The sequence below is a fragment of the Escherichia sp. MOD1-EC6098 genome, from assembly GCF_002965865.1.
GTDB lineage: Bacteria > Pseudomonadota > Gammaproteobacteria > Enterobacterales > Enterobacteriaceae > Escherichia > Escherichia marmotae.
This window is the reverse complement of the sequence record NZ_PTSN01000005.1, coordinates 18,012-42,346: the sequence shown is the minus strand read 5'-3', so window position 1 is coordinate 42,346 and position 24,335 is coordinate 18,012. Positions and strand designations below refer to the sequence as shown.

Genomic DNA, 24,335 nt, shown 5'->3' with positions numbered 1-24,335 from the left:
TGCCGGGTTATCACCCCGGCAGAGTTTTTCATTTCAGCGTACAGTCGCCGCATTGCTGTACATCCGGCAAGCGATAACGTTGGCAGCAGGTACGGCGCACCAACAGGCCGTCGCGCAGCACCACCGTACGCCAAAGAGGATTATCTTCACCCGTGGAGAGTGTTTTCTCAAAAAAGAGAGCATGGCGAAGTGATTCAACTGTCGCATCACCAAGTAACTGCTTCATCTCAGTCAAATACCAGTTGATCAGATAGCCGGTATTACTCCAGATAAGTTTGCCATTGATTTCGCCGGTGGCTTCTAATGCCTGCACAACCGGGGCGATCGCCTGACTGATTAACTTTTCCATTCGCTGCTGTGGCAAATGCGGAGCGTTCTTGTCCTCACACACGTCGATCCAGAAACAGGCGGCACGCCCGGTTTCGTGAAACTCAACGTGAAAATGTTCCGGGGAAAGATCTAACGCTTTTTCCTGTGTTAACAGCGCCAGCATTAATGGCGGCATCATCAGACCGATATACCATTGCGCCCACAGTGAGATCAGCGGCTTATTCTCGCGGAGCATCAATGGTTGATTGCGGTAGATATGATCGGAATAAACAGCCAACAGGGAACGCAGGGCCGTTGGAGAAGACCATTGCGCCAGCGTCAGGGCGCTAAGTGGGGCGGGTTCATCCAGACGGATAAACTCCAGCAAATGTTCACGATGTTCTGCGATCGTCGCACGTACTGTTTCCGCAAGTGTTGGATCTTGCGGCTGGAGATGCGTTCGCCAGATAACATCTTCAAGAAGCGGTGCGGAACGATAGGCCATAATCGTGATAGTAATCTAAATGATAATGATTGCTAATCCTAGCGATAGGTTTAAACGATAGCAAGGGATTTTGCTAGCTTGCAAACGATAAAAATTATCATATGATATTGCTTATCATTATCAATAAAAGAGATGAAACCATGTTGCAACGTACACTGGGCAGTGGTTGGGGAGTGTTGCTGCCGGGATTGCTGATTGCAGGACTGACGTATGTGGATTTATCGCCGGAACTGTGGCGGATTGTCATGCTGATGGGATTATTGGTGACACCGCTGATGCTGTATCACAAACAGTTACGGCATTATGTTTTGTTGCCATCGTGCCTGGCGCTAATTGCGAGCGTCATACTGATGATAACGAGCTGGGATCAAGGATGATAAAACAGGGAAGAAACAAGAAAGGAAGTAAAGATAATTGGTGCGATGGGGGGGACTTGAACCCCCACGTCCGTAAGGACACTAACACCTGAAGCTAGCGCGTCTACCAATTCCGCCACCTTCGCACAGTCATCTTACTTTTTTGATATCGCCTCGTTGGTGCGAGGGGGGGGACTTGAACCCCCACGTCCGTAAGAACACTAACACCTGAAGCTAGCGCGTCTACCAATTCCGCCACCTTCGCCCAGTGCGAGCAATATCAACGTGGTTTTTGGTGCGAGGGGGGGGACTTGAACCCCCACGTCCGTAAGGACACTAACACCTGAAGCTAGCGCGTCTACCAATTCCGCCACCTTCGCATACCATCAATTCTTAAAAAAGAATTGCTACCACGGAGGCGCATTCTAGTGGTTTTCAGTTTTTCGTCAATAGTTAATTGTCGCCTGATGTGTGATTGCTGGAAAAATGGCCATCAGTGAATTGTGGATAATTCGTTTGTCGGTCAGATCAGGCGTTCACGTCGCATCCGACATGGCTTGTGGCTGTATATGCCAGATGCGACGCTGACGCGTCTTATCTGGCCTACGGAGGGCTAACGTACAGGTTTTGTTGGTTGGATAAGGCGTTTACGCCGCATCCGACACGGCATGCGGCGACAGGTGCCAGAGACTTAACCTTTCTTCGCCTGGCGGGTCATAATGGCGCGATACACCTTGAAACGCCCGGTTTGTGCGATGACTTCATGGAAGCCAAATGTTTCATCCAGCAGATCCGGATAAGGCAGGAACGCATTCGCTACAATCCGCAACTCGCCGCCGCTATTAAGATGACGTACCGCGCCGCGAATCAACGTTTGCGCAGCATCAAGGCTGGTTTGCATTCCATCGTGGAACGGTGGGTTGGAGATAATCATGTCAAAACGACCTTTCACCTCGGAAAAGACGTTGCTGGCAAAGACTTCACCTTCAACACCGTTAGCGGAAAGTGTCGCGCGACTGGCTTCTACTGCCGGTGCGGAGACATCGCACAAGGTGAGGCGAATTTTCGGTGAATGGTGCGCAAAAGCAACCGAAAGCACGCCTGCACCGCAGCCGACATCCAGCACTTTGCCTTTCGTGTGCGGAGTAAATGTCGAAAGCAGCAACTGGCTACCGACATCCAGGCCGTCACGACTAAACACGCCCGGCAACGTTTTGACCGTCAGGCCATCAACGTTGTATTCGCCCCAGAATTTATCAGCATCAAACTCCGGCTGCTTTTCCAGACGACCAAAATAGAGGCCGCAGCGGCGGGCGCTGTCTACCTTATTCAGTGGTGCGTAGTCCGCCAACATCTGCTCGGCGCTGCGCACACCGCTGCGGTTTTCGCCCACGATGAAAATATCTGTCCCTACCGGCAGCAGTGACAGTAGGTTCATCAGTTGGAATTGCGCTTCTGGTTTGTTCTTCGGCCAGTAGTAGATCAGCGTATCGCAATCTGCGACGTCGTCCGCCGTAGCGATCAGGCTAAAACGGGCGTTATCACCCATCTGGCGACTTAACACCTGCCAATGGTGGAATTGCTGGGTATGAGCACGACTGGCCGCGGTATCTAAACGCGCGGGCAGGTCATCCTGTAAGTCACCGGCAAACAGAATACGGCTTTGTTCGAAATCATCACTGTGGCGCAGCAAGACTTCACTTGCCGGGGTAAATGCAGACATGGAATGCTCCTCAATTGATACTGGCGGCGATTATAGCCATATGTTGGCGCGGTATCGACGAATTTGCTATATTTGCGCCCCTGACAACAGGAGCGATTCGCTATGACATCCCGACGAGACTGGCAGTTACAGCAACTGGGCATTACCCAGTGGTCGCTGCGTCGCCCTGGCGCGTTGCAGGGAGAGGTAGCCATTGCGATCCCGGCACACGTTCGTCTGGTGATGGTGGCAAACGATATTCCCGCCCTGACCGATCCGCTGGTGAGTGACGTTTTGCGCGCATTAACCGTTAGCCCCGAGCAGGTACTGCAATTGACGCCCGAAAGGATCGCGATGCTACCGCAAGGTAGTCGCTGCAACAGTTGGCGGCTGGGCACTGATGAACCGCTGTCACTGGAAGGTGCCCAGATAGCATCCCCGACGCTCACTGAATTACGGGCAAACCCAACGGCACGCGCCGCGTTATGGCAACAAATTTGCACATATGAACACGATTTCTTCCCTCGAAACGACTGATTTACCAGCGGCTTTTAACATTGAACAACGCGCCCACGCCTTTCCGTGGAGCGAAAAAACCTTTGCCAGCAACCAGGGCGAACGCTATCTCAACTTTCAGTTAACGCAAAACGGCAAAATGGCGGCGTTTGCGATTACGCAAGTGGTGCTGGATGAAGCTACATTGTTCAATATTGCTGTCGATCCCGACTATCAGCGTCAGGGATTGGGAAGGGCGCTACTGGAGCATCTGATCGACGAACTGGAAAAACGCGGCGTGGCAACGCTATGGCTGGAGGTCCGCGCCTCAAACGCTGCCGCCATTGCCCTGTATGAAAGTTTAGGTTTTAACGAGGCGACGATTCGCCGCAATTACTACCCCACCACGGACGGTCGCGAAGACGCCATCATCATGGCGTTGCCAATCAGTATGTAAGACAAGGTGGAATAATGAAGTGGGACTGGATTTTCTTTGATGCCGATGAAACGCTGTTTACTTTTGACTCGTTCACCGGCCTGCAGCGGATGTTTCTTGACTACAGCGTCACCTTTACCGCTGAAGATTTTCAGGACTATCAGGCCGTTAACAAGCCACTGTGGGTGGATTATCAAAACGGCGCGATCACTTCATTACAGCTTCAGCACGGGCGTTTTGAAAGCTGGGCCGAACGACTGAACGTCGAGCCAGGTAAACTCAACGAGGCCTTTATAAATGCGATGGCGGAAATCTGCACGCCGCTGCCGGGCGCGGTTTCCCTGCTTAACGCCATTCGCGGCAACGCCAAAATCGGCATCATCACCAACGGCTTTAGCGCCTTGCAGCAGGTGCGTCTGGAACGCACGGGCCTGCGTGATTATTTCGATTTGCTGGTGATTTCCGAAGAAGTTGGTGTCGCCAAGCCGAATAAGAAAATTTTCGATTATGCCCTGGAACAGGCGGGCAATCCTGACCGTTCACGAGTGCTGATGGTCGGTGATACTGCTGAGTCCGATATTCTCGGTGGTATCAATGCCGGGCTTGCGACCTGCTGGCTGAATGCGCACAACCGTGAGCAACCAGAAGGTATCGCACCCACCTGGACCGTTTCATCGTTGCATGAACTGGAGCAACTCCTGTGTAAACACTGATTGCCTCCCCCCCGTTGATGGGTAAAATAGCCGCAATTTTTCGTTTTCAACAAGCGCGGCGCGATGCCGCTTACTCAAGAAGAAAGAATTATGACGTTGTCTCCTTATTTGCAAGAGGTGGCGAAGCGCCGCACTTTTGCCATTATTTCTCACCCGGACGCAGGTAAGACCACTATTACCGAGAAGGTGTTGCTGTTCGGACAGGCCATTCAGACCGCCGGTACAGTAAAAGGCCGTGGCTCTAACCAGCACGCGAAGTCGGACTGGATGGAGATGGAAAAGCAGCGTGGTATCTCTATTACCACTTCTGTGATGCAGTTCCCTTATAAGGATTGCCTGGTTAACCTGCTCGACACCCCGGGGCACGAAGACTTCTCGGAAGATACCTATCGTACACTGACTGCAGTGGACTGCTGCCTGATGGTGATCGACGCCGCAAAAGGTGTAGAAGATCGTACCCGCAAGCTGATGGAAGTTACCCGTCTGCGCGATACGCCGATCCTCACCTTTATGAACAAACTTGACCGTGATATCCGCGACCCGATGGAATTGCTCGATGAAGTTGAAAACGAGCTGAAAATCGGTTGTGCGCCGATCACCTGGCCGATTGGCTGCGGCAAGCTGTTTAAAGGCGTTTACCATCTTTATAAAGATGAAACGTATCTCTATCAGAGCGGTAAAGGTCACACCATTCAGGAAGTGCGCATTGTTAAAGGGTTGAACAACCCGGATCTCGATGCTGCTGTTGGTGAAGATCTGGCGCAACAACTGCGTGATGAACTGGAACTGGTGAAAGGCGCATCTAACGAGTTCGACAAAGAGCTGTTCCTTGCAGGTGAAATCACCCCGGTATTTTTTGGTACTGCGCTGGGTAACTTCGGCGTGGATCATATGCTGGACGGGCTGGTGGAGTGGGCGCCTGCGCCGATGTCGCGTCAGACAGATACTCGCACTGTAGAGGCGAGCGAAGACAAATTTACCGGCTTCGTATTTAAAATTCAGGCCAACATGGACCCGAAACACCGCGACCGCGTGGCGTTTATGCGAGTCGTGTCCGGTAAATATGAAAAAGGCATGAAACTGCGCCAGGTGCGTACCGCGAAAGACGTGGTGATTTCCGACGCATTGACCTTTATGGCGGGCGACCGTTCGCACGTTGAAGAAGCTTATCCGGGCGATATCCTTGGTCTGCACAACCACGGCACTATTCAGATTGGCGACACCTTTACCCAGGGCGAGATGATGAAGTTCACCGGTATTCCGAACTTCGCACCAGAACTGTTCCGCCGTATCCGCCTGAAAGATCCGCTGAAGCAAAAACAACTGCTCAAAGGGCTGGTACAGCTTTCCGAAGAGGGCGCGGTACAGGTGTTCCGTCCGCTCTCCAACAACGACCTGATCGTAGGTGCGGTTGGTGTGCTGCAGTTTGATGTGGTGGTATCGCGCCTGAAGAGCGAATACAACGTTGAAGCCGTGTACGAGTCGGTCAACGTTGCCACCGCCCGTTGGGTAGAATGTGCGGACGCGAAGAAATTCGAAGAGTTCAAGCGTAAGAACGAAAGCCAACTGGCGCTTGATGGCGGCGACAACCTCGCTTACATCGCTACCAGCATGGTGAACTTGCGCTTAGCGCAAGAGCGTTACCCGGATGTTCAGTTCCACCAGACTCGCGAACATTAATTCTTGCCTCAAGGGCGCGGCAACCGCTGCGCCCTGTCACTTTCCCTTCCTTATTAGCCGCTTGCGGAATGTTCTTAAAACATTCGCTTTTGCTCATGTTTGCGCGTTTTTTAGCCGATGCGGCGAGCGGTTTCAAAATTGTGATCTATATTTAACAAAGTGATGACATTTGTGACGGCTTTAAATACCGTTCAATTCGTGGATATCAGTATTTAAAACCGTTAAATGTCATTCGATTGATATTAATAACTGATCCAGAGGCTGTGATGGTCGTTATTCATCACTCATCGCTTTTGTGATGGCGACCATTGACTTCTGTACAGGGTGAAGTCTCTCCCTTTCAGCAATGCAACCTCGTGTTGCCAGGCTCAAATTATGAGCAAACATACAGGAATACATCGATGACTATGACAAAACTGAAGATTTCGAAAACGCTGCTGGCCGTAATGTTGACCTCTGCCGTGGCGACAGGCTCTGCTTTTGCGGAAAACAACGCGCAGACCACCAACGAAACCGCAGGGCAAAAAGTCGATAGCTCTATGAATAAAGTCGGTAATTTCATGGATGACAGCGCCATCACTGCGAAAGTGAAGGCGGCTCTGGTGGATCATGACAACATCAAAAGCACCGATATCTCTGTTAAAACCGATCAAAAAGTCGTGACTCTGAGCGGATTTGTTGAAAGCCAGGCACAGGCTGAAGAGGCCGTGAAAGTGGCTAAAGGAGTTGAGGGTGTGACCTCTGTCAGCGACAAACTGCACGTTCGCGACGCTAAAGAAGGCTCTGTGAAGGGTTACGCAGGTGATACCGCCACCACCAGTGAAATCAAAGCCAAACTGCTGGCAGACGATATCGTCCCTTCCCGTCATGTGAAAGTTGAAACCACCGACGGCGTGGTTCAGCTCTCCGGTACTGTTGATTCCCAGGCACAAAGCGACCGTGCTGAAAGTATCGCTAAAGCGGTAGATGGTGTGAAAAGCGTTAAAAATGATCTGAAAACTAAGTAATTCGTCGTAATTCGTCCTCCCGAACTTTGTCGGGAGGCGCGATGTGCACCACACTAAAAATATCGCATTGAGTGATTTGCACGCTCATATCAAGCGGTGACATTAACTATGGTAAAGGAGACGCTTATGTTTCGTTGGGGCATCATATTTCTGGTTATCGCGTTAATCGCCGCCGCACTTGGGTTTGGTGGTCTGGCCGGTACTGCTGCAGGTGCAGCAAAAATTGTCTTTGTCGTCGGGATTATTCTGTTCCTGGTGAGTTTGTTCATGGGCCGAAAACGACCCTAGATTTCAGACCATTAAGAAAATTTTATACAAAGCCAGTCCAGCGGACTGGCTTTTACGGTTTTAGCGAATAATAAATTGCGTTACTTTGTCAGTCTTTCACATTAAAAAAACAGGAAGGCAGAGGTGGGGCAGCGAATACCTGTAACGCTTGGTAATATTGCGCCGTTGTCGCTAAGGCCGTTCCAGCCCGGGCGTATTGCGCTGGTGTGCGAAGGCGGTGGGCAACGCGGAATCTTCACGGCTGGCGTGCTGGATGAGTTTATGCGCGCGCAGTTTAATCCTTTCGATCTTTATTTTGGCACGTCTGCCGGGGCGCAGAACCTTTCGGCGTATATTTGTAACCAGCCTGGTTACGCCCGCAAAGTCATCATGCGCTATACCACAAAACGCGAATTTTTCGATCCAGTGCGTTTTGTGCGTGGCGGAAATCTTATCGATCTGGACTGGCTGATAGAGGCGACGGCCAGCCAGATGCCGTTGCAGATGGATACCGCCGCGCGGCTGTTTGAGAGCGGCAAATCGTTTTATATGTGTGCCTGTCGTCAGGACGATTACACGCCGAACTACTTTTTGCCGACCAAACAAAACTGGCTGGATTTGATTCGCGCCTCAAGTGCGATTCCTGGTTTTTATCGCACCGGAGTTTCACTTGATGGAATTAACTATTTTGATGGTGGCGTCAGCGATGCGATCCCGGTTAAGGAAGCGGCAAGACAAGGAGCGAAAACGCTGGTGGTGATCCGCACTGTGCCGTCGCAAATGTATTACACACCGCAGTGGTTTAAACGCATGGAACGCTGGCTGGGCGACAGTAGCCTGCAACCGCTGGTGAATTTGGTGCAGCACCATGAAACCAGTTATCGTGACATCCAGCAATTTATTGAAAAACCACCGGGCAAGCTGCGGATATTCGAAATTTATCCGCCGAAGCCGCTGCATAGTATCGCCCTGGGAAGTCGGCTTCCGGCGCTGCGCGATGACTATAAACTCGGGCGTTTATGCGGTCGTTATTTTCTGGCAACCGTCGGTAAAATGCTAACCGAAAAAGCGCCGCTTACCCGCCATCTGGTGCCCGCGGCGACGCCTGAATCGATCGTCATTCCGCCTGCGCCAGTCGCCAACGATACGCTGGTTGCCGGGGTGAGTGACGCTCCGCAGGCGAATGACCCGACATTTAATAATGAGGATCTGGCTTGATTTGCCGTTTTATCGATACCCACTGTCATTTTGATTTTCCGCCGTTTCGTGGCGATGAAGAGTCCAGCCTGCAACGCGCGGCACAAGCGGGCGTAGGCAAGATCATTGTTCCGGCAACCGAGGCGGCAAACTTTGCCCGCGTGTTGGCGCTGGCGGAAAATTATCAACCGCTGTACGCCGCGTTAGGGCTACACCCAGGGATGTTGGATCAACACACCGATGAGTCGCTGGAACAGTTACAGCAGGCGCTGGAAAGACGTCCCGCAAAGGTGGTGGCAGTGGGGGAGATCGGTCTGGATCTCTTTGGCGATGATCCACAATTCGATCACCAACAGTGGTTGCTCGACGAACAACTGAAACTGGCGAAACGCTATGATCTGCCGGTGATCCTCCATTCGCGCCGTACTCATGACAAACTGGCGATGCACCTTAAACGCCACGATTTGCCACGCACTGGCGTAGTCCACGGTTTTTCCGGCAGCCTGCAACAGGCCGAACGGTTTGTACAATTGAACTACAAAATCGGTGTAGGCGGCACCATTACTTATCCACGCGCCAGTAAAACTCGCGATGTAATAGCGAAACTGCCACTGGCGTCGTTGTTACTGGAAACCGACGCGCCGGATATGCCGCTCAACGGTTTTCAGGGGCAGCCCAACCGCCCGGAACAGGCCGCCCGGGTGTTTGCCGTGCTGTGCGAGTTACGTCCGGAAGCAGAAGATGAGATTGCTGAAGCGTTGCGTAATAACACATATGCGATGTTTAACGTGCCGTAGGACGGGTAAGGCGTTCACGCCGTATCTGGCAGTTGGCGCACAATGCCGGATGCGACGCTGACGCGTCTTGTCATGCCTACTGGCCTGTGCCACCGGCATGTCACAAATACAGCGCCGGAAATATCAATCGACTCACCTCACGCTCCTTTAACGCGCCAGCCAACTGCTCAACATCTTCCGGCGTGGCGCTCGGCCAGTTTTGCGCTTCTCCATACACACCGTGCGCATGAAACGCGTTCAGCCGTACAGGAACGTCACCAAGTTGCCTGATAAACGCTGCCAATTCATCAATATGCTGCAAATAATCCACCTGATTGGGGATTACCAGCAAACGCAGTTCCGCCAGCTTACCGCGCTCTGCAAGCAAACAGATGCTGTGCTTAATCTGTTGATTATCGCGTCCGGTTAACTGTTGATGGCAGGCGCTATCCCACGCTTTAAGATCGAGCATCGCGCCGTCGCACACCGGGAGTAATTTTTCCCAGCCGGTTTCGCTCAACATGCCGTTGCTGTCCACCAGACAGGTAAGGTGGTGCAGTTGTGGATCGCTTTTGATGGCAGTAAACAGTGCCACCATAAACGGGAGCTGGGTCGTGGCTTCGCCGCCGCTCACCGTTATCCCTTCGATAAACAGCACCACTTTGCGGATATGACTAAGCACTTCGTCCACACTCATCGATTGTGCCATCGGCGTGGCGTGTTGTGGGCACATCTTCAGGCAGGTATCGCACTGCTCACAGACCGCAACGCTCCACACCACTTTGCTGTCGACAATCTGCAACGCCTGATGTGGACACTGCGGCACGCACTCCCCGCAATCATTACAGCGCCCCATCGTCCACGGATTGTGGCAATTTTTGCAGCGCAGATTACAGCCCTGTAAAAACAGAGCCAGACGACTGCCTGGCCCGTCAACGCAGGAGAAGGGGATGATCTTACTGACTAAAGCGCATCTGCTGTTCATGGCTTATCACGCGCGGTTGGCGTTCCAGAATACGAGTGTTACGTGCAGCTTCTTCGCCCAGCCATGTGGTGTTGGTACGTGAGCCTTCGGCGCGATATTTTTCTAAATCTGACAAACGCACCATATAACCGGTAACACGAACCAAATCGTTACCGCTGACGTTGGCAGTAAATTCGCGCATTCCGGCTTTAAAGGCACCGAGGCAAAGCTGCACCAGTGCCTGCGGATTACGCTTGATGGTTTCGTCGAGCGTCAGAATGTCGCTGATCCCGGAGTAGTAATATGCATGATGTGGAGCGACGGTTTGCAGATGGGTGATCGGATCTGGCTCATCGCCATACGGCAAGCGCGCCCCCGGTGTGGTGCCAACATCAGAACTGATCCCCGACTGTGCGTGTAACATGGCGCGTTTTTGCCAGCCATATTTTACGGGAGTATTGGCGACAAACTCCGCCAGTTGCGCGCTGATGCGATAACCCACTTCATTTGCGGCGGCTTCTTTACCGTAGCGCGCGGCAATCCCTTCTTTCTCGCACAGCAAGTTAACCGCTTCTGCCAGCCCGTACATGCCAAACATCGGCACAAAACGTTCAGGATCAATCAACCCTTCTTTCACCAGGAAGCTATTCTCAAAGAAGTGTGATTGTTGATAGAGGAATTCACACCGTGCATCGATGATGGCGATCTGCTGCTGGCAGTAGTGCGGTAGAGTGCGCGTAAAAAAGTCATCCAGCGACTCACTACGTTCAGCAATGGCCTTCAGGTTAAGGCGCGCCAGCGTGCTGCCACCACCGGCCAGCGGCAGTGAGTTGTAGCAGCTCACAATCCCGTAGCCCCCTTTTGTGAAAATTTTATCATGTACCGGACCGTTGGCGATGTGCGGTTTGCTACATTCACAGATGTTCTTCGCCACTTCCAGCAGCAGGTCATCAGGAGTGATTTCGGGATCGTAGATAAAGGTCAGATTCGGTGAAACCTGCTTCAAATCGGCATCTGCGCGCAGTATTGCACGAGTGATGGGGGAATCGAACGGGCCGATATTGGCGTGCATAAAGGCGTCTGGCAGGGTTCTGTCGAGATAACGCCAGAAACGTTTTATTCGAATATCAATCTCGTCCTGTGTTAGAATTTTCACATATGGTTGCAACAACGCATCCAATTGCCCAAGGTAGACCGGCATCGATGTGACTGACGGGACATGGTGATAAAGAATGGTCAGCAGGGAGAGCGCATCATCAAGATCTTTGGCGCCTTCCAGCTCCAGCCATTCAGAACCGTTGGCCAGAAAACGGGCGTAATCGGGTAAGACATAGCGCGGTTTGTACGGCGCATGACCTTCAAACATATCGCAGATTATACCTTCATCTAGCGCACGGCGGGCTTCGGCAGGCAGCTCCGGGTAAGGCAGATTGTTTTCTGCTTCCAGCGCCAGAAAATGGCGCTTCTGCTCCGGGCTAAGTACCGGGCTGGTGACAATTTGCTGGCAACGTTGTTGCAGTGCAATTTCATGAGAAGTGGGCATCTTCTTTTCCTTTTATGCCGAAGGTGATGCGCCATTGTAAGACGTTTCGTGATGTTCACTTTGATCCTGATGCGTTTGCCGCCACTGACGCATTCATTTGAAAGTGAATTATTTGAACCAGATCGCATTACCGTAATGCAAATTTGTAAGTAGATTTTCTTAATTGTGATGTATATCGAAGTGCGTTGCGAAGTCGATGTTAGAATACTAACAAACTCGCAAGGTGAATTTTATTGGCGACAAGCCAGGAGAATGAAATGACTGATCTGAAAGCAAGCAGCCTGCGTGCACTGAAATTGATGGACCTGACTACCCTGAATGACGACGACACCGACGAGAAAGTGATCGCCCTGTGTCATCAGGCCAAAACTCCGGTCGGCAATACCGCCGCTATCTGTATCTATCCTCGCTTTATCCCAATTGCTCGCAAAACGCTGAAAGAGCAGGGTACCCCGGAAATCCGTATTGCTACGGTAACCAACTTCCCACACGGTAACGACGACATCGAAATCGCACTGGCAGAAACCCGTGCGGCAATTGCTTACGGTGCCGATGAAGTTGACGTGGTGTTCCCGTACCGCGCGCTGATGGCGGGTAACGAGCAGGTTGGTTTTGACCTGGTGAAAGCCTGTAAAGAGGCTTGCGCAGCGGCGAATGTGCTGCTGAAAGTGATCATCGAAACCGGTGAACTGAAAGACGAAGCGCTGATCCGCAAAGCGTCTGAAATCTCCATTAAAGCGGGTGCTGACTTCATCAAAACCTCTACCGGTAAAGTGGCAGTGAACGCGACGCCGGAAAGCGCGCGCATCATGATGGAAGTGATCCGTGATATGGGCGTAGAGAAAACCGTTGGTTTCAAACCGGCGGGCGGCGTGCGTACTGCGGAAGATGCGCAGAAATATCTCGCGATTGCCGATGAACTGTTCGGTGCTGACTGGGCAGATGCGCGTCACTATCGCTTTGGCGCTTCCAGCCTGCTGGCAAGCCTGCTGAAAGCGCTGGGTCACGGCGACGGTAAGAGCGCCAGCAGCTACTAAGCTGCCTTGTGCCAGAGGGTGGATGCCGGATGCCCCTGTAGGCCTGATAAGACGCGCCAGCGTCGCATCAGGCTGTCAGCAGTGATGCCGGATGCGGCGTGAACGCCTTATCCGGCCTACGGGGCGAGTGCCATGCAGGCTTGATAAGAAGCTGCCAGCATCAGGCAATAACAACATCCGCCATCTGGCAACAACGCCTTCAAACTTATTCCACGGGAGGTTACCTTGTTTCTCGCACAAGAAATTATTCGTAAAAAACGTGATGGTCATGCGCTGAGCGATGAAGAAATTCGTTTCTTTATCAACGGCATTCGCGACAACACTATCTCCGAAGGGCAGATTGCCGCCCTCGCGATGACCATTTTCTTCCACGATATGACAATGCCGGAGCGTGTCTCGCTGACCATGGCGATGCGAGATTCAGGAACCGTTCTCGACTGGAAAAGCCTGCATCTGAATGGCCCGATTGTTGATAAACACTCCACCGGTGGCGTCGGTGATGTCACTTCGCTGATGCTTGGGCCAATGGTCGCTGCCTGCGGCGGCTACATTCCGATGATCTCCGGTCGTGGCCTCGGTCATACTGGCGGCACGCTCGACAAACTGGAGTCAATCCCTGGCTTCGATATCTTCCCGGATGACAACCGTTTCCGCGAAATCATTAAAGATGTTGGCGTAGCAATTATCGGCCAGACCAGCTCACTGGCTCCGGCGGATAAACGTTTCTACGCGACCCGCGACATTACCGCTACTGTTGACTCAATCCCGCTGATCACTGCCTCGATCCTGGCGAAGAAACTGGCGGAAGGTCTGGACGCACTGGTGATGGACGTGAAAGTGGGTAGCGGCGCGTTTATGCCGACCTATGAACTCTCTGAAGCCCTTGCCGAAGCGATTGTTGGCGTGGCAAATGGCGCAGGCGTACGCACCACCGCGCTGCTGACCGACATGAACCAGGTGCTGGCATCCAGCGCTGGTAACGCGGTCGAAGTGCGTGAAGCGGTACAGTTCCTGACAGGTGAATACCGTAACCCGCGACTGTTTGACGTCACAATGGCGCTGTGCGTGGAGATGCTTACCTCCGGCAAACTGGCGAAAGATGATGCCGAAGCGCGCGCGAAATTGCAGGCTGTGCTGGACAACGGTAAAGCGGCAGAAGTCTTCGGACGTATGGTAGCGGCACAAAAAGGCCCGACCGACTTCGTTGAGAACTACGCGAAGTATCTGCCGACAGCGATGCTGACGAAAGCAGTCTATGCTGATACCGAAGGTTTTGTCAGTGAAATGGATACCCGTGCGCTGGGGATGGCAGTGGTTGCGATGGGCGGTGGTCGCCGTCAGGCATCTGACACCATTGATTACAGCGTCGGCTTTACTGATATGGCGCGTCTGGGCGACCAGGTTGACGGTCAGCGCCCACTGGCGGTGATCCACGCGAAAGACGAAACCACCTGGCAGGAAGCGGCGAAAGCGGTGAAAGCGGCAATTAAACTTGCCGATAAAGCCCCGGAAAGCACTCCAACTGTCTATCGTCGTATCAGTGAATAACGGTATACTGATCTGATCATTTAAATTTGAAGCACTGAGTACGGAGAACATATGAAACGTGCATTTATTATGGTGCTGGACTCATTCGGCATCGGCGCTACAGAAGATGCAGAACGCTTTGGTGACGTCGGGGCTGACACCCTGGGTCATATCGCAGAAGCTTGTGCCAAAGGCGAAGCTGACCACGGTCGTAAAGGTCCGCTCAATCTGCCAAATCTGACCCGTCTGGGGCTGGCGAAAGCACACGAAGGTTCTACCGGTTTCATTCCGGCAGGAATGGACGGCAACGCTGAAGTTATTGGCGCGTATGCATGGGCGCACGAAATGTCATCCGGTAAAGATACCCCGTCGGGGCACTGGGAAATCGCCGGTGTACCGGTTCTGTTTGAGTGGGGATACTTCTCCGATCACGAAAACAGCTTCCCGCAAGAACTGCTGGATAAACTGGTTGAACGCGCTAACCTGCCGGGTTACCTCGGTAACTGCCACTCTTCTGGTACGGTCATTCTGGATCAACTGGGCGAAGAGCACATGAAAACCGGCAAGCCGATTTTCTATACCTCCGCTGACTCAGTGTTCCAGATTGCCTGCCACGAAGAAACGTTTGGTCTGGATAAACTCTACGAACTGTGCGAAATCGCCCGTGAAGAGCTGACCAACGGCGGCTACAACATCGGTCGCGTTATTGCCCGTCCGTTTATCGGTGACAAAGCCGGTAACTTCCAGCGTACTGGCAACCGCCACGACCTGGCAGTTGAACCGCCAGCACCGACCGTGCTGCAAAAACTGGTTGATGAAAAACACGGCCAGGTGGTTTCGGTCGGTAAAATTGCAGACATCTATGCCAACTGCGGTATCACCAAAAAAGTGAAAGCGACCGGCCTGGACGCGCTGTTTGACGCCACCATCAAAGAGATGAAGGAAGCGGGTGATAACACCATCGTCTTCACCAACTTTGTTGACTTTGACTCTTCCTGGGGCCACCGTCGCGACGTCGCAGGCTATGCCGCGGGTCTGGAACTGTTCGACCGCCGTCTGCCGGAACTGATGTCTCTGCTGCGCGACGACGACATCCTGATCCTCACCGCCGACCACGGTTGTGACCCGACCTGGACTGGTACTGACCACACGCGTGAACACATTCCGGTACTGGTTTACGGCCCGAAAGTGAAACCGGGTTCGCTGGGGCACCGCGAAACCTTCGCAGATATCGGTCAGACTCTGGCAAAATATTTTGGTACTTCTGATATGGAATATGGCAAAGCCATGTTCTGATGGATTTGGGCGGAGCAGTGACTCCGCCTTTAATATGTCACAAAAAGGATAAAACGATGGCTACTCCACACATTAATGCAGAAATGGGCGATTTTGCTGACGTAGTTTTGATGCCAGGCGACCCGCTGCGTGCGAAGTATATTGCTGAAACTTTCCTTGAAGATGCCCGTGAAGTGAACAACGTTCGCGGTATGCTGGGCTTCACCGGTACTTACAAAGGCCGCAAAATTTCCGTAATGGGACACGGTATGGGTATCCCGTCCTGCTCCATCTACACCAAAGAACTGATCACCGATTTCGGCGTGAAGAAAATTATCCGCGTAGGTTCCTGTGGTGCAGTTCTGCCGCACGTAAAACTGCGTGATGTAGTTATCGGTATGGGTGCCTGCACCGATTCCAAAGTTAACCGCATCCGTTTTAAAGACCATGATTTTGCAGCTATCGCTGATTTCGACATGGTGCGTAACGCAGTAGACGCAGCTAAAGCACTGGGCGTTGATGCACGTGTTGGTAACCTGTTCTCCGCTGACCTGTTCTACTCTCCGGACGGCGAAATGTTCGACGTGATGGAAAAATACGGCATCCTCGGCGTGGAAATGGAAGCGGCAGGTATCTACGGTGTGGCTGCAGAATTTGGTGCGAAAGCACTGGCTATCTGCACCGTGTCTGACCACATCCGCACTCACGAGCAGACCACTGCCGAAGAGCGTCAGACCACCTTCAACGACATGATCAAAATCGCACTGGAATCTGTTCTGCTGGGCGATAAAGAGTAATTGTGTTTCGCTGAAAGGCGATTGTCGTGTGAAGCCGGAGTGGGAGACTGCTCCGGCTTTTTAGTATTTATTCATCAATAGCAACTGATTTATAGATTTACTATTATTTTTCATATGGATAGAAAATAAAATCCATTCAAGTATCTATTCACGAATCTATTCATTTATGTTCAGCCGTCATCCAGGAAGGGCATATCAGCAACTCTGGTGGACAACCATAAATTCTTGCCATTTTGCTTTTGATGTTTGAGCTAAGCCGTTCCGTCTTTTCGATTCGTTTTAGAGTATTAATCGAGATACCTAACATTTTACTTACTTCAGCAAGCGATAATTTATGCCTGATACGCACGGCGGCTAGCCAGGAAATACGCTGGCTGAACATTAAGTTGATAATCTCCCGTTCCTGGTTTTCCAGATCGATCATATTCCCTTCCTTGGGTATTTTAATCAACGAGCTACCGTACCGCTCCCGCTATCCACGCCGACAACTCCCGTAGCTCTTTTTCCTGCTCAGGAAAGTCGATCAACAGTGCTTCGCACTCCTGTTGCAGCATGTCCGCGCGGTACAGACAGCCTTGCAGACGTCCGGCGAGGGCTTCCAGCGGCGCAGGGGTGAGGCTGTCGGTAAACACCTGGGCACGGGTGATATGGCCTTTTTCGACGTCGAAGTGCAGTTCCACGCCGCCCCAGGTGAAGCGTTCATCCAGCAGATGCGAAAACGCCGGAGCCTGACCGAAGTTCCACTCCCAGCTACTCTGGCGGGCAAAGGTTTCGATGAAGTTTGGCAAGTCTGGCGTTTTGTCCGGGGAGATGATTTCCGCTGCTACGCGCTCGCCATAATGGGCGAAAAAGGCCTCGGTTATGGCCTCGCAAACATGCTCATGGGTAATTCCCGGTAGCAATTCGGTCAGATTGGTCACGCGGGAACGTACCGATGTGATGCCTTTCGCCGCCAGTTTCTTTTTATCCGGGTTGAGGTAGTTTGCCAGGCGACTCAGGTCGGCATTGAGCAGCAAAGTGCCGTGGTGGAAGCCGCGATCTTTGGTTTCGCGATAGGCCGAGCCAGAGACTTTACGGTCTCCCTCGGTTGTTTTCACCACCAGATCGTTACGTCCGGAGGCTTCGGCGCTGACGCCGAGCGCGTTCAGTGCATTGAGTACAATTGACGTAGAGATGGTTTTATCGTACTCCGGCTTGCCAGCCATAAAGGTAAAGCAGGTATTACCGAGATCGTGGAACACCGCGCCGCCGCCACTACTGCGCCGCGCCAGGCGGACATTATCTTCTTCCATCCGCCGGGTATTACACTCTTTCCACGGGTTTTGTGCGCGGCCAATCACTACCGTGTCGGCGTTACGCCAGAGAAACAGAACGCGCTGCGTGGCGGGCATCTGGCGAAAAATACACTCTTCCACCGCCAGGTTAAACCACGGGTCGTAAGAGTCAGAGATAAGCAGGCGTAATGTATTCATAACGATTTCCTTTCTTGTTGTAATGGGTCACTCTTTTTTCTCGCCTTCTTCCTCTTCCGGCACCGGTTTGCTGGCGGTTAGCAGGAAGGGCGATTGTTGCCAGCGGGTGCGTTTACCCTGTAATAGCGTGCGGGTCAGCACCACGCCGATTGCCAGCGAGAGCAGCAGCATCAGGCGTAAAATGTTGGTGGTGTTATCCACCTGTTTGGCTTCGGTGGCGAGTGTGTGGGTGTCGAGCGTCAGGCGCAGATAGCCGAGCGGACCATTTTTCCCCGCAATGGGTTCGACAATTTGCTGGTTAAAATAGCCACCTGCTTTTTTACCGTCGAGTGCCAGACGGTCGCGTACTTCTACGCTTTCGCCTGCGCGGGCAATAAGATCGCCTTGTTCGTCATATACGCCTGCGTCAAGGATGCGGCTTTCATCTGTTAACTGGTTGAGTATTGACTGAATGCGCTTTTCATCCGGCGAGTCGGTACGCATCAGCGGCGCAACGTTCAGCGTCACCTGACGTGCCAGGGTGCGGGCCAGCTCTTCAAGCTGCGGATTACGCTGGCGCTGGTGGTTTTGACTGAACCAGGAAGCACCTTGCATCAACGCGACCAACAAAGCGAGACAGAACAGGACAATCACTGCCCGATGCAGCCGGAATTTTAGTTTTGTGCGAGCCATATTCCACCCGTTGAAAATTTGAGACTTAATGTTGCCAGAAGCAATGGATACAAGGTAGCCTCATGCGTTATTTTCCCTGCTTCGAACGATTTTACAGGAGCCTTAATGCCTAACATTACCTGGTGCGACCTGCCTGAAGATGTCTCTTTATGGCCAGGTCTGCCTCTTTCATTAAGTGGTGATGAAGTGATGCCACTGGATTACCACGCAGGTCGTAGCGGCTGGCTGCTGTATGGTCGTGGGCTGGATAAACAACGACTGACCCAGTATCAGAGCAAACTGGGCGCGGCGATGGTGATTGTTGCCGCCTGGTGCGTGGAAGATTATCAGGTGATTCGTCTGGCAGGTTCGCTCACCGCGCGTGCTACGCGCCTGGCCCATGAAGCACAACTGGATGTCGCGCCACTGGGGAAAATTCCACATTTGCGTACGCCGGGGCTGCTGGTAATGGACATGGACTCTACAGCCATCCAGATTGAATGTATTGATGAGATCGCCAAACTGGCCGGGACAGGTGAGATGGTGGCGGAAGTGACCGAACGGGCGATGCGCGGAGAACTCGATTTTACCGCCAGCCTGCGTAGCCGCGTGGCGACGCTGAAAGGCGCTGATGCGAACATTTTGCTTCAGGTACGGGAAAATCTACCGTTGATGCCAGGCTTAACGCAACTGGTGCTGAAGCTGGAAACGCTGGGCTGGAAAGTGGCAATTGCCTCCGGTGGCTTTACCTTCTTTGCCGAATATCTGCGTGACAAACTGCGACTCACTGCTGTGGTAGCCAATGAACTGGAGATCATGGACGGTAAATTTACCGGCAATGTGATCGGTGACATCGTCGATGCACAGTACAAAGCGAAAACCCTGATCCGTCTGGCGCAGGAGTATGAAATCCCACTGGCGCAGACCGTGGCGATTGGCGATGGTGCCAACGACCTGCCGATGATCAAAGCGGCAGGGCTGGGGATTGCCTACCATGCCAAACCAAAAGTGAATGAAAAGACGGAAGTCACCATCCGTCACGCTGATCTGATGGGAGTGTTCTGCATCCTCTCTGGCAGCCTGAATCAGAAGTAATTGCCCGCCCGTCATCCTGCGGGCGGCACAGCATTAACGAGGTACACCGTGGCAAAAGCTCCAAAACGCGCCTTTGTTTGTAATGAATGCGGGGCCGATTATCCGCGCTGGCAGGGGCAGTGCAGTGCCTGTCATGCCTGGAACACCATCACCGAGGTGCGTCTTGCTGCGTCGCCAACGGTGGCGCGTAACGAGCGTCTCAGTGGCTATGCCGGTAGCGCCGGGGTGGCAAAAGTCCAGAAACTCTCCGATATCAGCCTTGAAGAGCTGCCGCGTTTTTCAACCGGATTTAAAGAGTTTGACCGCGTATTAGGCGGCGGCGTGGTGCCGGGAAGCGCTATTCTGATTGGCGGTAACCCAGGTGCCGGGAAATCCACGCTGTTGCTGCAAACGCTGTGCAAACTGGCCCAGCAGATGAAAACGCTGTATGTCACCGGCGAAGAGTCGCTGCAACAGGTGGCAATGCGCGCTCATCGCCTTGGCCTGCCGACTGACAATCTCAATATGTTGTCGGAAACCAGCATCGAGCAGATCTGCCTGATTGCCGAAGAAGAGCAACCGAAGCTGATGGTAATTGACTCCATCCAGGTGATGCATATGGCGGATGTACAGTCATCGCCTGGCAGCGTGGCGCAGGTGCGTGAAACGGCAGCTTACCTGACGCGCTTCGCCAAAACGCGCGGGGTGGCAATCGTCATGGTTGGTCACGTAACCAAAGATGGTTCGCTGGCTGGCCCTAAAGTGCTGGAACACTGTATTGACTGTTCGGTGCTGCTGGACGGCGATGCTGATTCCCGTTTTCGCACCTTACGCAGCCATAAAAACCGCTTCGGCGCGGTAAATGAGCTGGGCGTATTCGCGATGACTGAACAGGGGCTACGCGAAGTCAGCAACCCTTCAGCAATCTTCTTAAGTCGTGGCGATGAAGTGACGTCCGGCAGTTCAGTGATGGTTGTGTGGGAAGGAACGCGTCCGCTGCTGGTGGAGATTCAGGCGCTGGTCGATCACTCGATGATGGCGAATCCACGCCGCGTGGCGGTGGGGCTGGAACAAAACCGTCTGGCAATCCTGCTGGCGGTGCTGCACCGTCACGGTGGTCTGCAAATGGCCGATCAGGATGTGTTTGTAAACGTGGTCGGCGGCGTGAAGGTGACTGAAACCAGCGCCGACTTAGCGTTACTGCTGGCGATGGTTTCCAGCCTGCGTGACAGACCGCTGCCGCAGGATCTGGTTGTGTTTGGTGAAGTTGGGCTGGCAGGAGAGATCCGCCCGGTGCCCAGCGGTCAGGAGCGAATTTCAGAAGCGGCGAAACACGGCTTTCGGCGGGCGATTGTACCGGCGGCCAACGTACCGAAAAAAGTGCCGGAAGGGATGCAGATTTTTGGCGTTAAAAAACTCTCCGACGCGCTTAGCGTGTTCGACGACTTATAATGAGAGATACGGAGGGAGATATGTCGTCATTTGATTACCTGAAAACTGCCATCAAGCAACAGGGCTGCACGCTACAGCAGGTGGCCGATGCCAGCGGTATGACCAAAGGGTATTTAAGCCAGTTACTGAATGCCAAAATTAAAAGCCCCAGCGCGCAAAAGCTGGAGGCGTTGCACCGTTTCCTCGGGCTGGAATTTCCCCGGCAGAAGAAAACCATCGGTGTCGTATTCGGTAAATTTTATCCGCTACATACCGGACATATCTATCTTATCCAGCGTGCCTGTAGTCAGGTTGATGAGCTGCATATCATTATGGGGTTTGACGACACCCGTGACCGCGCGTTGTTTGAAGATAGCGCCATGTCGCAGCAACCAACGGTGCCGGATCGTCTGCGCTGGTTATTGCAGACTTTTAAATATCAGAAAAATATCCGCATTCATTCCTTCAATGAAGAGGGCATGGAACCGTATCCGCACGGATGGGATGTGTGGAGCAACGGCATCAAAAAGTTTATGGCCGAAAAGGGCATTCAGCCGGATCTGATCTACACCTCGGAAGAAGCCGACGCGCCGCAGTATATGGAACATCTGGGGATCGAAACGGTGCTGATCGATCCGAAACGCACCTTTATGAGTATCAGTGGTGCGCAGATCCGCGAAAACCCGTTCCGCTACTGGGAATATATTCCTACCGAAGTGAAGCCGTTCTTTGTGCGTACTGTAGCGATCCTCGGTGGCGAGTCGAGCGGTAAATCCACTCTGGTAAATAAACTCGCTAACATTTTCAACACCACCAGTGCGTGGGAGTTTGGTCGTGATTATGTTTTTTCGCATCTTGGCGGTGACGAGATTGCGTTACAGTATTCTGACTACGATAAAATCGCGCTGGGACACGCACAATATATTGATTTTGCAGTAAAATACGCTAATAAAGTGGCGTTTATCGACACCGATTTTGTCACTACTCAGGCGTTCTGCAAAAAGTACGAAGGGCGTGAGCATCCGTTCGTGCAGGCGCTGATTGATGAATACCGTTTTGATCTGGTGATCCTGCTTGAGAATAACACCCCGTGGGTGGCGGATGGTTTACGTAGCCTTGGCAGTTCGGTGGATCGCAAAGAGTTCCAGAACCTGCTGGTGGAGATGCTCGAAGAGAACAATATCGAATTCGTGCGGGTCGAAGAGGACGATTACGACAGCCGTTTCCTGCGTTGTGTGGAGCTGGTGCGGGAGATGATGGGGGAGCAGGGATAAGACCCAATGCCTGATGAGACGCTTACCGCGTCTTATCAGGCCTGGAGTTTCACAACGTATTGAAATCGCTGTGTTTGTAGGCCGGATAAGGCGTTCACGCCGCACCCGGCATTTTACGCATTACTTCGCAATACGCTTGTACTTGATACGCTTCGGCTCCAGCGCGTCTGCGCCCAGCGTGCGTTTCTTGTACTCTTCGTACTCGGTAAAGTTACCTTCGAAGAACTCAACCTTACCTTCATCCTGGTAATCCAGAATGTGCGTGGCAATACGGTCGAGGAACCAACGGTCGTGCGAGATAACCATCGCGCAGCCAGGGAACTCCAGCAGGGCGTTTTCCAGCGCGCGCAGGGTTTCGATATCCAGATCGTTGGTCGGTTCGTCGAGCAGCAACATGTTGCCGCCAACCTGCAGCAGCTTCGCCAGATGCAGACGACCACGCTCACCGCCGGAGAGTTCGCCAACACGTTTACCCTGATCAACCCCTTTAAAGTTAAAGCGGCCAACGTAGGCGCGGCTTGGCATCTCGGTGTTACCGATCTTCATGATATCCAGCCCGCCGGAAACTTCTTCCCAAACGGTTTTGCTGTTATCCATTGAGTCACGGAATTGATCAACCGACGCCAGTTTCACCGTTTCACCTAAAGTGATGGTGCCGCTGTCCGGCTGTTCCTGACCGGAGATCATGCGGAACAGGGTCGATTTACCCGCGCCGTTCGGCCCGATGATCCCGACGATCGCCCCTTTCGGGATCGAGAAGGTCAGATCATCAATCAGCAGGCGATCGCCGTAGGATTTACGCAGATTGCTGACTTCCAACACTTTATCGCCCAGACGTGGTCCAGGTGGAATAAACAGTTCGTTGGTTTCGTTACGTTTCTGGTATTCGGTGCTGTTCAGCTCTTCAAAGCGTGCCAGACGTGCTTTACCTTTCGACTGACGGCCTTTCGTGCCCTGACGTACCCACTCCAGCTCTTTTTCAATCGACTTACGACGCGCCGCTTCTTGCGAAGCTTCCTGCGCCAGACGCTGATCTTTTTGCTCCAGCCAGGAGGAGTAGTTACCTTCCCACGGAATACCTTCACCGCGGTCAAGTTCGAGGATCCAGCCCGCGACGTTATCGAGGAAGTAACGGTCGTGGGTAATCGCCACAACGGTCCCTTCGAAGTCATGCAGGAAGCGTTCCAGCCACGCTACGGATTCCGCATCCAGGTGGTTGGTCGGTTCGTCGAGCAGCAGCATGTCTGGTTTTTCCAGCAGCAGGCGGCACAACGCTACGCGACGACGCTCACCACCGGAGAGGTTAGCAATTTTCGCGTCCCAGTCCGGCAGACGCAGCGCATCCGCCGCACGCTCCAACTGAACATTCAGGTTGTGACCGTCGTGAGCCTGGATGATCTCTTCCAGACGGCCTTGCTCTGCGGCCAGCTTGTCAAAGTCTGCATCTGGATCGGCGTACAGCGCATACACTTCGTCCAGACGTTTCAGGGCATTAACTACTTCGGAAACCGCTTCTTCAACGGACTCACGTACAGTGTGTTCCGGGTTTAGCTGCGGTTCCTGCGGCAGATAGCCAATCTTGATATCTGGTTGTGGACGCGCTTCACCTTCGATGTCTTTATCAATGCCCGCCATAATGCGTAGCAGGGTAGACTTACCCGCGCCGTTCAGACCCAGAACGCCGATTTTTGCTCCGGGGAAGAAACTCAGAGAGATGTTTTTCAAAATATGACGTTTCGGCGGAACAACTTTGCCGACACGATGCATGGTATAAACGAATTGAGCCACGTTGGACTTCGCCTCTATGTTTATCGTGATGATGAGTTTTCAAAGGCGAAGTGTAGCCT

Annotated in this window: 24 protein-coding genes and 3 tRNA genes; 16 read left to right on the top strand and 11 right to left on the bottom strand. The window is 52.8% G+C overall.

The window, feature by feature from the left end; translation table 11 throughout:
- Positions 1 to 28: 28 nt before the first annotated feature.
- The gene (fhuF, locus tag C0K55_RS07575; RefSeq protein ID WP_016262840.1) at positions 29 to 814 is read right to left on the bottom strand and encodes a siderophore-iron reductase FhuF; all 786 of its coding nucleotides are present in this window, start codon (positions 812 to 814) and stop codon (positions 29 to 31) included.
- Between the two features lie 140 nt (positions 815 to 954).
- Here fhuF and C0K55_RS07570 point away from each other — a divergent pair, with 140 nt between their 5' ends.
- Positions 955 to 1,191, top strand: a complete 237-nt coding sequence (locus tag C0K55_RS07570) for a DUF1435 domain-containing protein (protein ID WP_001468488.1) — start codon at positions 955 to 957, stop codon at positions 1,189 to 1,191.
- Between the two features lie 38 nt (positions 1,192 to 1,229).
- Here C0K55_RS07570 and C0K55_RS07565 read toward each other — a convergent pair.
- The 4 genes from C0K55_RS07565 to rsmC all read right to left on the bottom strand — a co-directional run bounded on the left by C0K55_RS07565 (position 1,230) and on the right by rsmC (position 2,893).
- Positions 1,230 to 1,316: transfer RNA gene (locus C0K55_RS07565), tRNA-Leu, on the bottom strand.
- Positions 1,317 to 1,348: 32 nt separating this feature from the next.
- Positions 1,349 to 1,435, bottom strand: a tRNA-Leu gene (locus C0K55_RS07560).
- Between the two features lie 28 nt (positions 1,436 to 1,463).
- A tRNA-Leu gene (locus C0K55_RS07555) sits at positions 1,464 to 1,550 on the bottom strand.
- A gap of 311 nt (positions 1,551 to 1,861) precedes the next feature.
- Positions 1,862 to 2,893: a 16S rRNA (guanine(1207)-N(2))-methyltransferase RsmC gene (rsmC, locus tag C0K55_RS07550; RefSeq protein ID WP_105266356.1), complete on the bottom strand. Its 1,032-nt coding sequence runs from the start codon at positions 2,891 to 2,893 to the stop codon at positions 1,862 to 1,864.
- A gap of 102 nt (positions 2,894 to 2,995) precedes the next feature.
- On the opposite strand from rsmC, the gene holD reads away from it, so the two are divergent.
- From holD to C0K55_RS07510, 8 genes are all read left to right on the top strand, one after another.
- A complete protein-coding gene (holD, locus tag C0K55_RS07545; protein WP_000204034.1) occupies positions 2,996 to 3,409 on the top strand; it encodes a DNA polymerase III subunit psi in 414 nt (137 codons plus the stop codon).
- Positions 3,378 to 3,824 carry a ribosomal protein S18-alanine N-acetyltransferase gene (gene rimI / locus C0K55_RS07540; protein ID WP_001092453.1) on the top strand — a complete coding sequence of 149 codons (447 nt, stop codon included), beginning with the start codon at positions 3,378 to 3,380 and terminating at the stop codon, positions 3,822 to 3,824. Before holD ends, rimI begins: the two co-directional genes overlap by 32 nt.
- A gap of 14 nt (positions 3,825 to 3,838) precedes the next feature.
- On the top strand, positions 3,839 to 4,516 hold the full coding sequence (yjjG, locus tag C0K55_RS07535) for a pyrimidine 5'-nucleotidase (protein ID WP_000870712.1): 678 nt from the start codon (positions 3,839 to 3,841) through the stop codon (positions 4,514 to 4,516).
- Between the two features lie 90 nt (positions 4,517 to 4,606).
- A complete protein-coding gene (gene prfC / locus C0K55_RS07530; protein WP_000175960.1) occupies positions 4,607 to 6,196 on the top strand; it encodes a peptide chain release factor 3 in 1,590 nt (529 codons plus the stop codon).
- A 401-nt stretch (positions 6,197 to 6,597) separates the two neighbouring features.
- A complete protein-coding gene (gene osmY, locus C0K55_RS07525) occupies positions 6,598 to 7,203 on the top strand; it encodes a molecular chaperone OsmY (RefSeq protein ID WP_000178899.1) in 606 nt (201 codons plus the stop codon).
- Between the two features lie 126 nt (positions 7,204 to 7,329).
- The gene (locus C0K55_RS07520; protein WP_000490275.1) at positions 7,330 to 7,491 is read left to right on the top strand and encodes a DUF1328 domain-containing protein; all 162 of its coding nucleotides are present in this window, start codon (positions 7,330 to 7,332) and stop codon (positions 7,489 to 7,491) included.
- Between the two features lie 123 nt (positions 7,492 to 7,614).
- A complete protein-coding gene (locus tag C0K55_RS07515; protein ID WP_000531526.1) occupies positions 7,615 to 8,688 on the top strand; it encodes a patatin-like phospholipase family protein in 1,074 nt (357 codons plus the stop codon).
- Positions 8,685 to 9,464 carry a metal-dependent hydrolase gene (locus C0K55_RS07510; RefSeq protein ID WP_000563020.1) on the top strand — a complete coding sequence of 260 codons (780 nt, stop codon included), beginning with the start codon at positions 8,685 to 8,687 and terminating at the stop codon, positions 9,462 to 9,464. Before C0K55_RS07515 ends, C0K55_RS07510 begins: the two co-directional genes overlap by 4 nt.
- Before the next feature lie 100 nt (positions 9,465 to 9,564).
- Here C0K55_RS07510 and C0K55_RS07505 read toward each other — a convergent pair whose 3' ends face one another.
- Together C0K55_RS07505 and C0K55_RS07500 are read right to left on the bottom strand one after the other, a co-directional pair.
- The gene (locus tag C0K55_RS07505; protein WP_001517705.1) at positions 9,565 to 10,428 is read right to left on the bottom strand and encodes a YjjW family glycine radical enzyme activase; all 864 of its coding nucleotides are present in this window, start codon (positions 10,426 to 10,428) and stop codon (positions 9,565 to 9,567) included.
- On the bottom strand, positions 10,400 to 11,950 hold the full coding sequence (locus C0K55_RS07500) for a YjjI family glycine radical enzyme (RefSeq protein ID WP_105266357.1): 1,551 nt from the start codon (positions 11,948 to 11,950) through the stop codon (positions 10,400 to 10,402). The genes C0K55_RS07505 and C0K55_RS07500 overlap by 29 nt, the downstream gene beginning before the upstream one ends.
- A 257-nt stretch (positions 11,951 to 12,207) precedes the next feature.
- On the opposite strand from C0K55_RS07500, the gene deoC reads away from it, so the two are divergent.
- From deoC to deoD, 4 genes are all read left to right on the top strand, one after another.
- Positions 12,208 to 12,987 (top strand): deoxyribose-phosphate aldolase, encoded by a 780-nt coding sequence (deoC, locus tag C0K55_RS07495; RefSeq protein WP_001295412.1) that lies wholly within the window; start codon positions 12,208 to 12,210, stop codon positions 12,985 to 12,987.
- A gap of 225 nt (positions 12,988 to 13,212) precedes the next feature.
- A complete protein-coding gene (gene deoA / locus C0K55_RS07490; protein ID WP_000477830.1) occupies positions 13,213 to 14,535 on the top strand; it encodes a thymidine phosphorylase in 1,323 nt (440 codons plus the stop codon).
- Positions 14,536 to 14,586: 51 nt separating this feature from the next.
- A complete protein-coding gene (gene deoB, locus C0K55_RS07485; protein ID WP_000816460.1) occupies positions 14,587 to 15,810 on the top strand; it encodes a phosphopentomutase in 1,224 nt (407 codons plus the stop codon).
- A gap of 56 nt (positions 15,811 to 15,866) precedes the next feature.
- Positions 15,867 to 16,586, top strand: a complete 720-nt coding sequence (gene deoD, locus C0K55_RS07480) for a purine-nucleoside phosphorylase (RefSeq protein WP_000224878.1) — start codon at positions 15,867 to 15,869, stop codon at positions 16,584 to 16,586.
- Positions 16,587 to 16,746: 160 nt separating this feature from the next.
- Here deoD and C0K55_RS07475 read toward each other — a convergent pair whose 3' ends face one another.
- From C0K55_RS07475 to C0K55_RS07465, 3 genes are read right to left on the bottom strand one after another with little or no spacing between them, the layout of a single operon-like run.
- Positions 16,747 to 17,010, bottom strand: coding sequence for a helix-turn-helix domain-containing protein (locus tag C0K55_RS07475; protein WP_105266358.1), 264 nt, complete (start codon positions 17,008 to 17,010; stop codon positions 16,747 to 16,749).
- 31 nt (positions 17,011 to 17,041) lie between these two features.
- Positions 17,042 to 18,058, bottom strand: coding sequence for a lipoate--protein ligase LplA (gene lplA, locus C0K55_RS07470; protein WP_105266359.1), 1,017 nt, complete (start codon positions 18,056 to 18,058; stop codon positions 17,042 to 17,044).
- A gap of 27 nt (positions 18,059 to 18,085) precedes the next feature.
- Positions 18,086 to 18,730, bottom strand: a complete 645-nt coding sequence (locus tag C0K55_RS07465) for a YtjB family periplasmic protein (protein ID WP_000124620.1) — start codon at positions 18,728 to 18,730, stop codon at positions 18,086 to 18,088.
- A 105-nt stretch (positions 18,731 to 18,835) separates the two neighbouring features.
- Here C0K55_RS07465 and serB point away from each other — a divergent pair, with 105 nt between their 5' ends.
- Genes serB through nadR form a run of 3 tightly spaced genes read left to right on the top strand, consistent with a single transcriptional unit; the run spans position 18,836 to position 22,488 of the window.
- Positions 18,836 to 19,804: a phosphoserine phosphatase gene (gene serB / locus C0K55_RS07460; protein WP_105266360.1), complete on the top strand. Its 969-nt coding sequence runs from the start codon at positions 18,836 to 18,838 to the stop codon at positions 19,802 to 19,804.
- A gap of 48 nt (positions 19,805 to 19,852) precedes the next feature.
- Positions 19,853 to 21,235 carry a DNA repair protein RadA gene (radA, locus tag C0K55_RS07455; protein ID WP_001029699.1) on the top strand — a complete coding sequence of 461 codons (1,383 nt, stop codon included), beginning with the start codon at positions 19,853 to 19,855 and terminating at the stop codon, positions 21,233 to 21,235.
- Positions 21,236 to 21,255: 20 nt separating this feature from the next.
- Complete coding sequence (nadR, locus tag C0K55_RS07450) at positions 21,256 to 22,488, top strand: multifunctional transcriptional regulator/nicotinamide-nucleotide adenylyltransferase/ribosylnicotinamide kinase NadR (RefSeq protein WP_000093824.1); 1,233 nt, start codon at positions 21,256 to 21,258, stop codon at positions 22,486 to 22,488.
- A 120-nt stretch (positions 22,489 to 22,608) separates the two neighbouring features.
- On the opposite strand, the gene ettA is transcribed toward nadR, so the two are convergent.
- Positions 22,609 to 24,276: an energy-dependent translational throttle protein EttA gene (ettA, locus tag C0K55_RS07445; RefSeq protein ID WP_000046765.1), complete on the bottom strand. Its 1,668-nt coding sequence runs from the start codon at positions 24,274 to 24,276 to the stop codon at positions 22,609 to 22,611.
- Positions 24,277 to 24,335 lie beyond the last annotated feature (59 nt).

Coding starts and splice junctions, on each gene's coding strand:
- fhuF (WP_016262840.1), bottom strand. CDS start 814: ATGGCCTATCGTTCCGCACCGCTTCTTGAAGATGTTATCTGGCGAACG.
- C0K55_RS07505 (WP_001517705.1), bottom strand. CDS start 10,428: ATGAACAGCAGATGCGCTTTAGTCAGTAAGATCATCCCCTTCTCCTGC.
- deoC (WP_001295412.1), top strand. CDS start 12,208: ATGACTGATCTGAAAGCAAGCAGCCTGCGTGCACTGAAATTGATGGAC.
- holD (WP_000204034.1), top strand. CDS start 2,996: ATGACATCCCGACGAGACTGGCAGTTACAGCAACTGGGCATTACCCAG.
- prfC (WP_000175960.1), top strand. CDS start 4,607: ATGACGTTGTCTCCTTATTTGCAAGAGGTGGCGAAGCGCCGCACTTTT.
- C0K55_RS07465 (WP_000124620.1), bottom strand. CDS start 18,730: ATGGCTCGCACAAAACTAAAATTCCGGCTGCATCGGGCAGTGATTGTC.
- nadR (WP_000093824.1), top strand. CDS start 21,256: ATGTCGTCATTTGATTACCTGAAAACTGCCATCAAGCAACAGGGCTGC.
- deoB (WP_000816460.1), top strand. CDS start 14,587: ATGAAACGTGCATTTATTATGGTGCTGGACTCATTCGGCATCGGCGCT.
- serB (WP_105266360.1), top strand. CDS start 18,836: ATGCCTAACATTACCTGGTGCGACCTGCCTGAAGATGTCTCTTTATGG.
- yjjG (WP_000870712.1), top strand. CDS start 3,839: ATGAAGTGGGACTGGATTTTCTTTGATGCCGATGAAACGCTGTTTACT.
- C0K55_RS07500 (WP_105266357.1), bottom strand. CDS start 11,950: ATGCCCACTTCTCATGAAATTGCACTGCAACAACGTTGCCAGCAAATT.
- rimI (WP_001092453.1), top strand. CDS start 3,378: ATGAACACGATTTCTTCCCTCGAAACGACTGATTTACCAGCGGCTTTT.
- C0K55_RS07520 (WP_000490275.1), top strand. CDS start 7,330: ATGTTTCGTTGGGGCATCATATTTCTGGTTATCGCGTTAATCGCCGCC.
- deoD (WP_000224878.1), top strand. CDS start 15,867: ATGGCTACTCCACACATTAATGCAGAAATGGGCGATTTTGCTGACGTA.
- rsmC (WP_105266356.1), bottom strand. CDS start 2,893: ATGTCTGCATTTACCCCGGCAAGTGAAGTCTTGCTGCGCCACAGTGAT.
- C0K55_RS07475 (WP_105266358.1), bottom strand. CDS start 17,010: ATGATCGATCTGGAAAACCAGGAACGGGAGATTATCAACTTAATGTTC.
- C0K55_RS07570 (WP_001468488.1), top strand. CDS start 955: ATGTTGCAACGTACACTGGGCAGTGGTTGGGGAGTGTTGCTGCCGGGA.
- lplA (WP_105266359.1), bottom strand. CDS start 18,058: ATGAATACATTACGCCTGCTTATCTCTGACTCTTACGACCCGTGGTTT.
- osmY (WP_000178899.1), top strand. CDS start 6,598: ATGACTATGACAAAACTGAAGATTTCGAAAACGCTGCTGGCCGTAATG.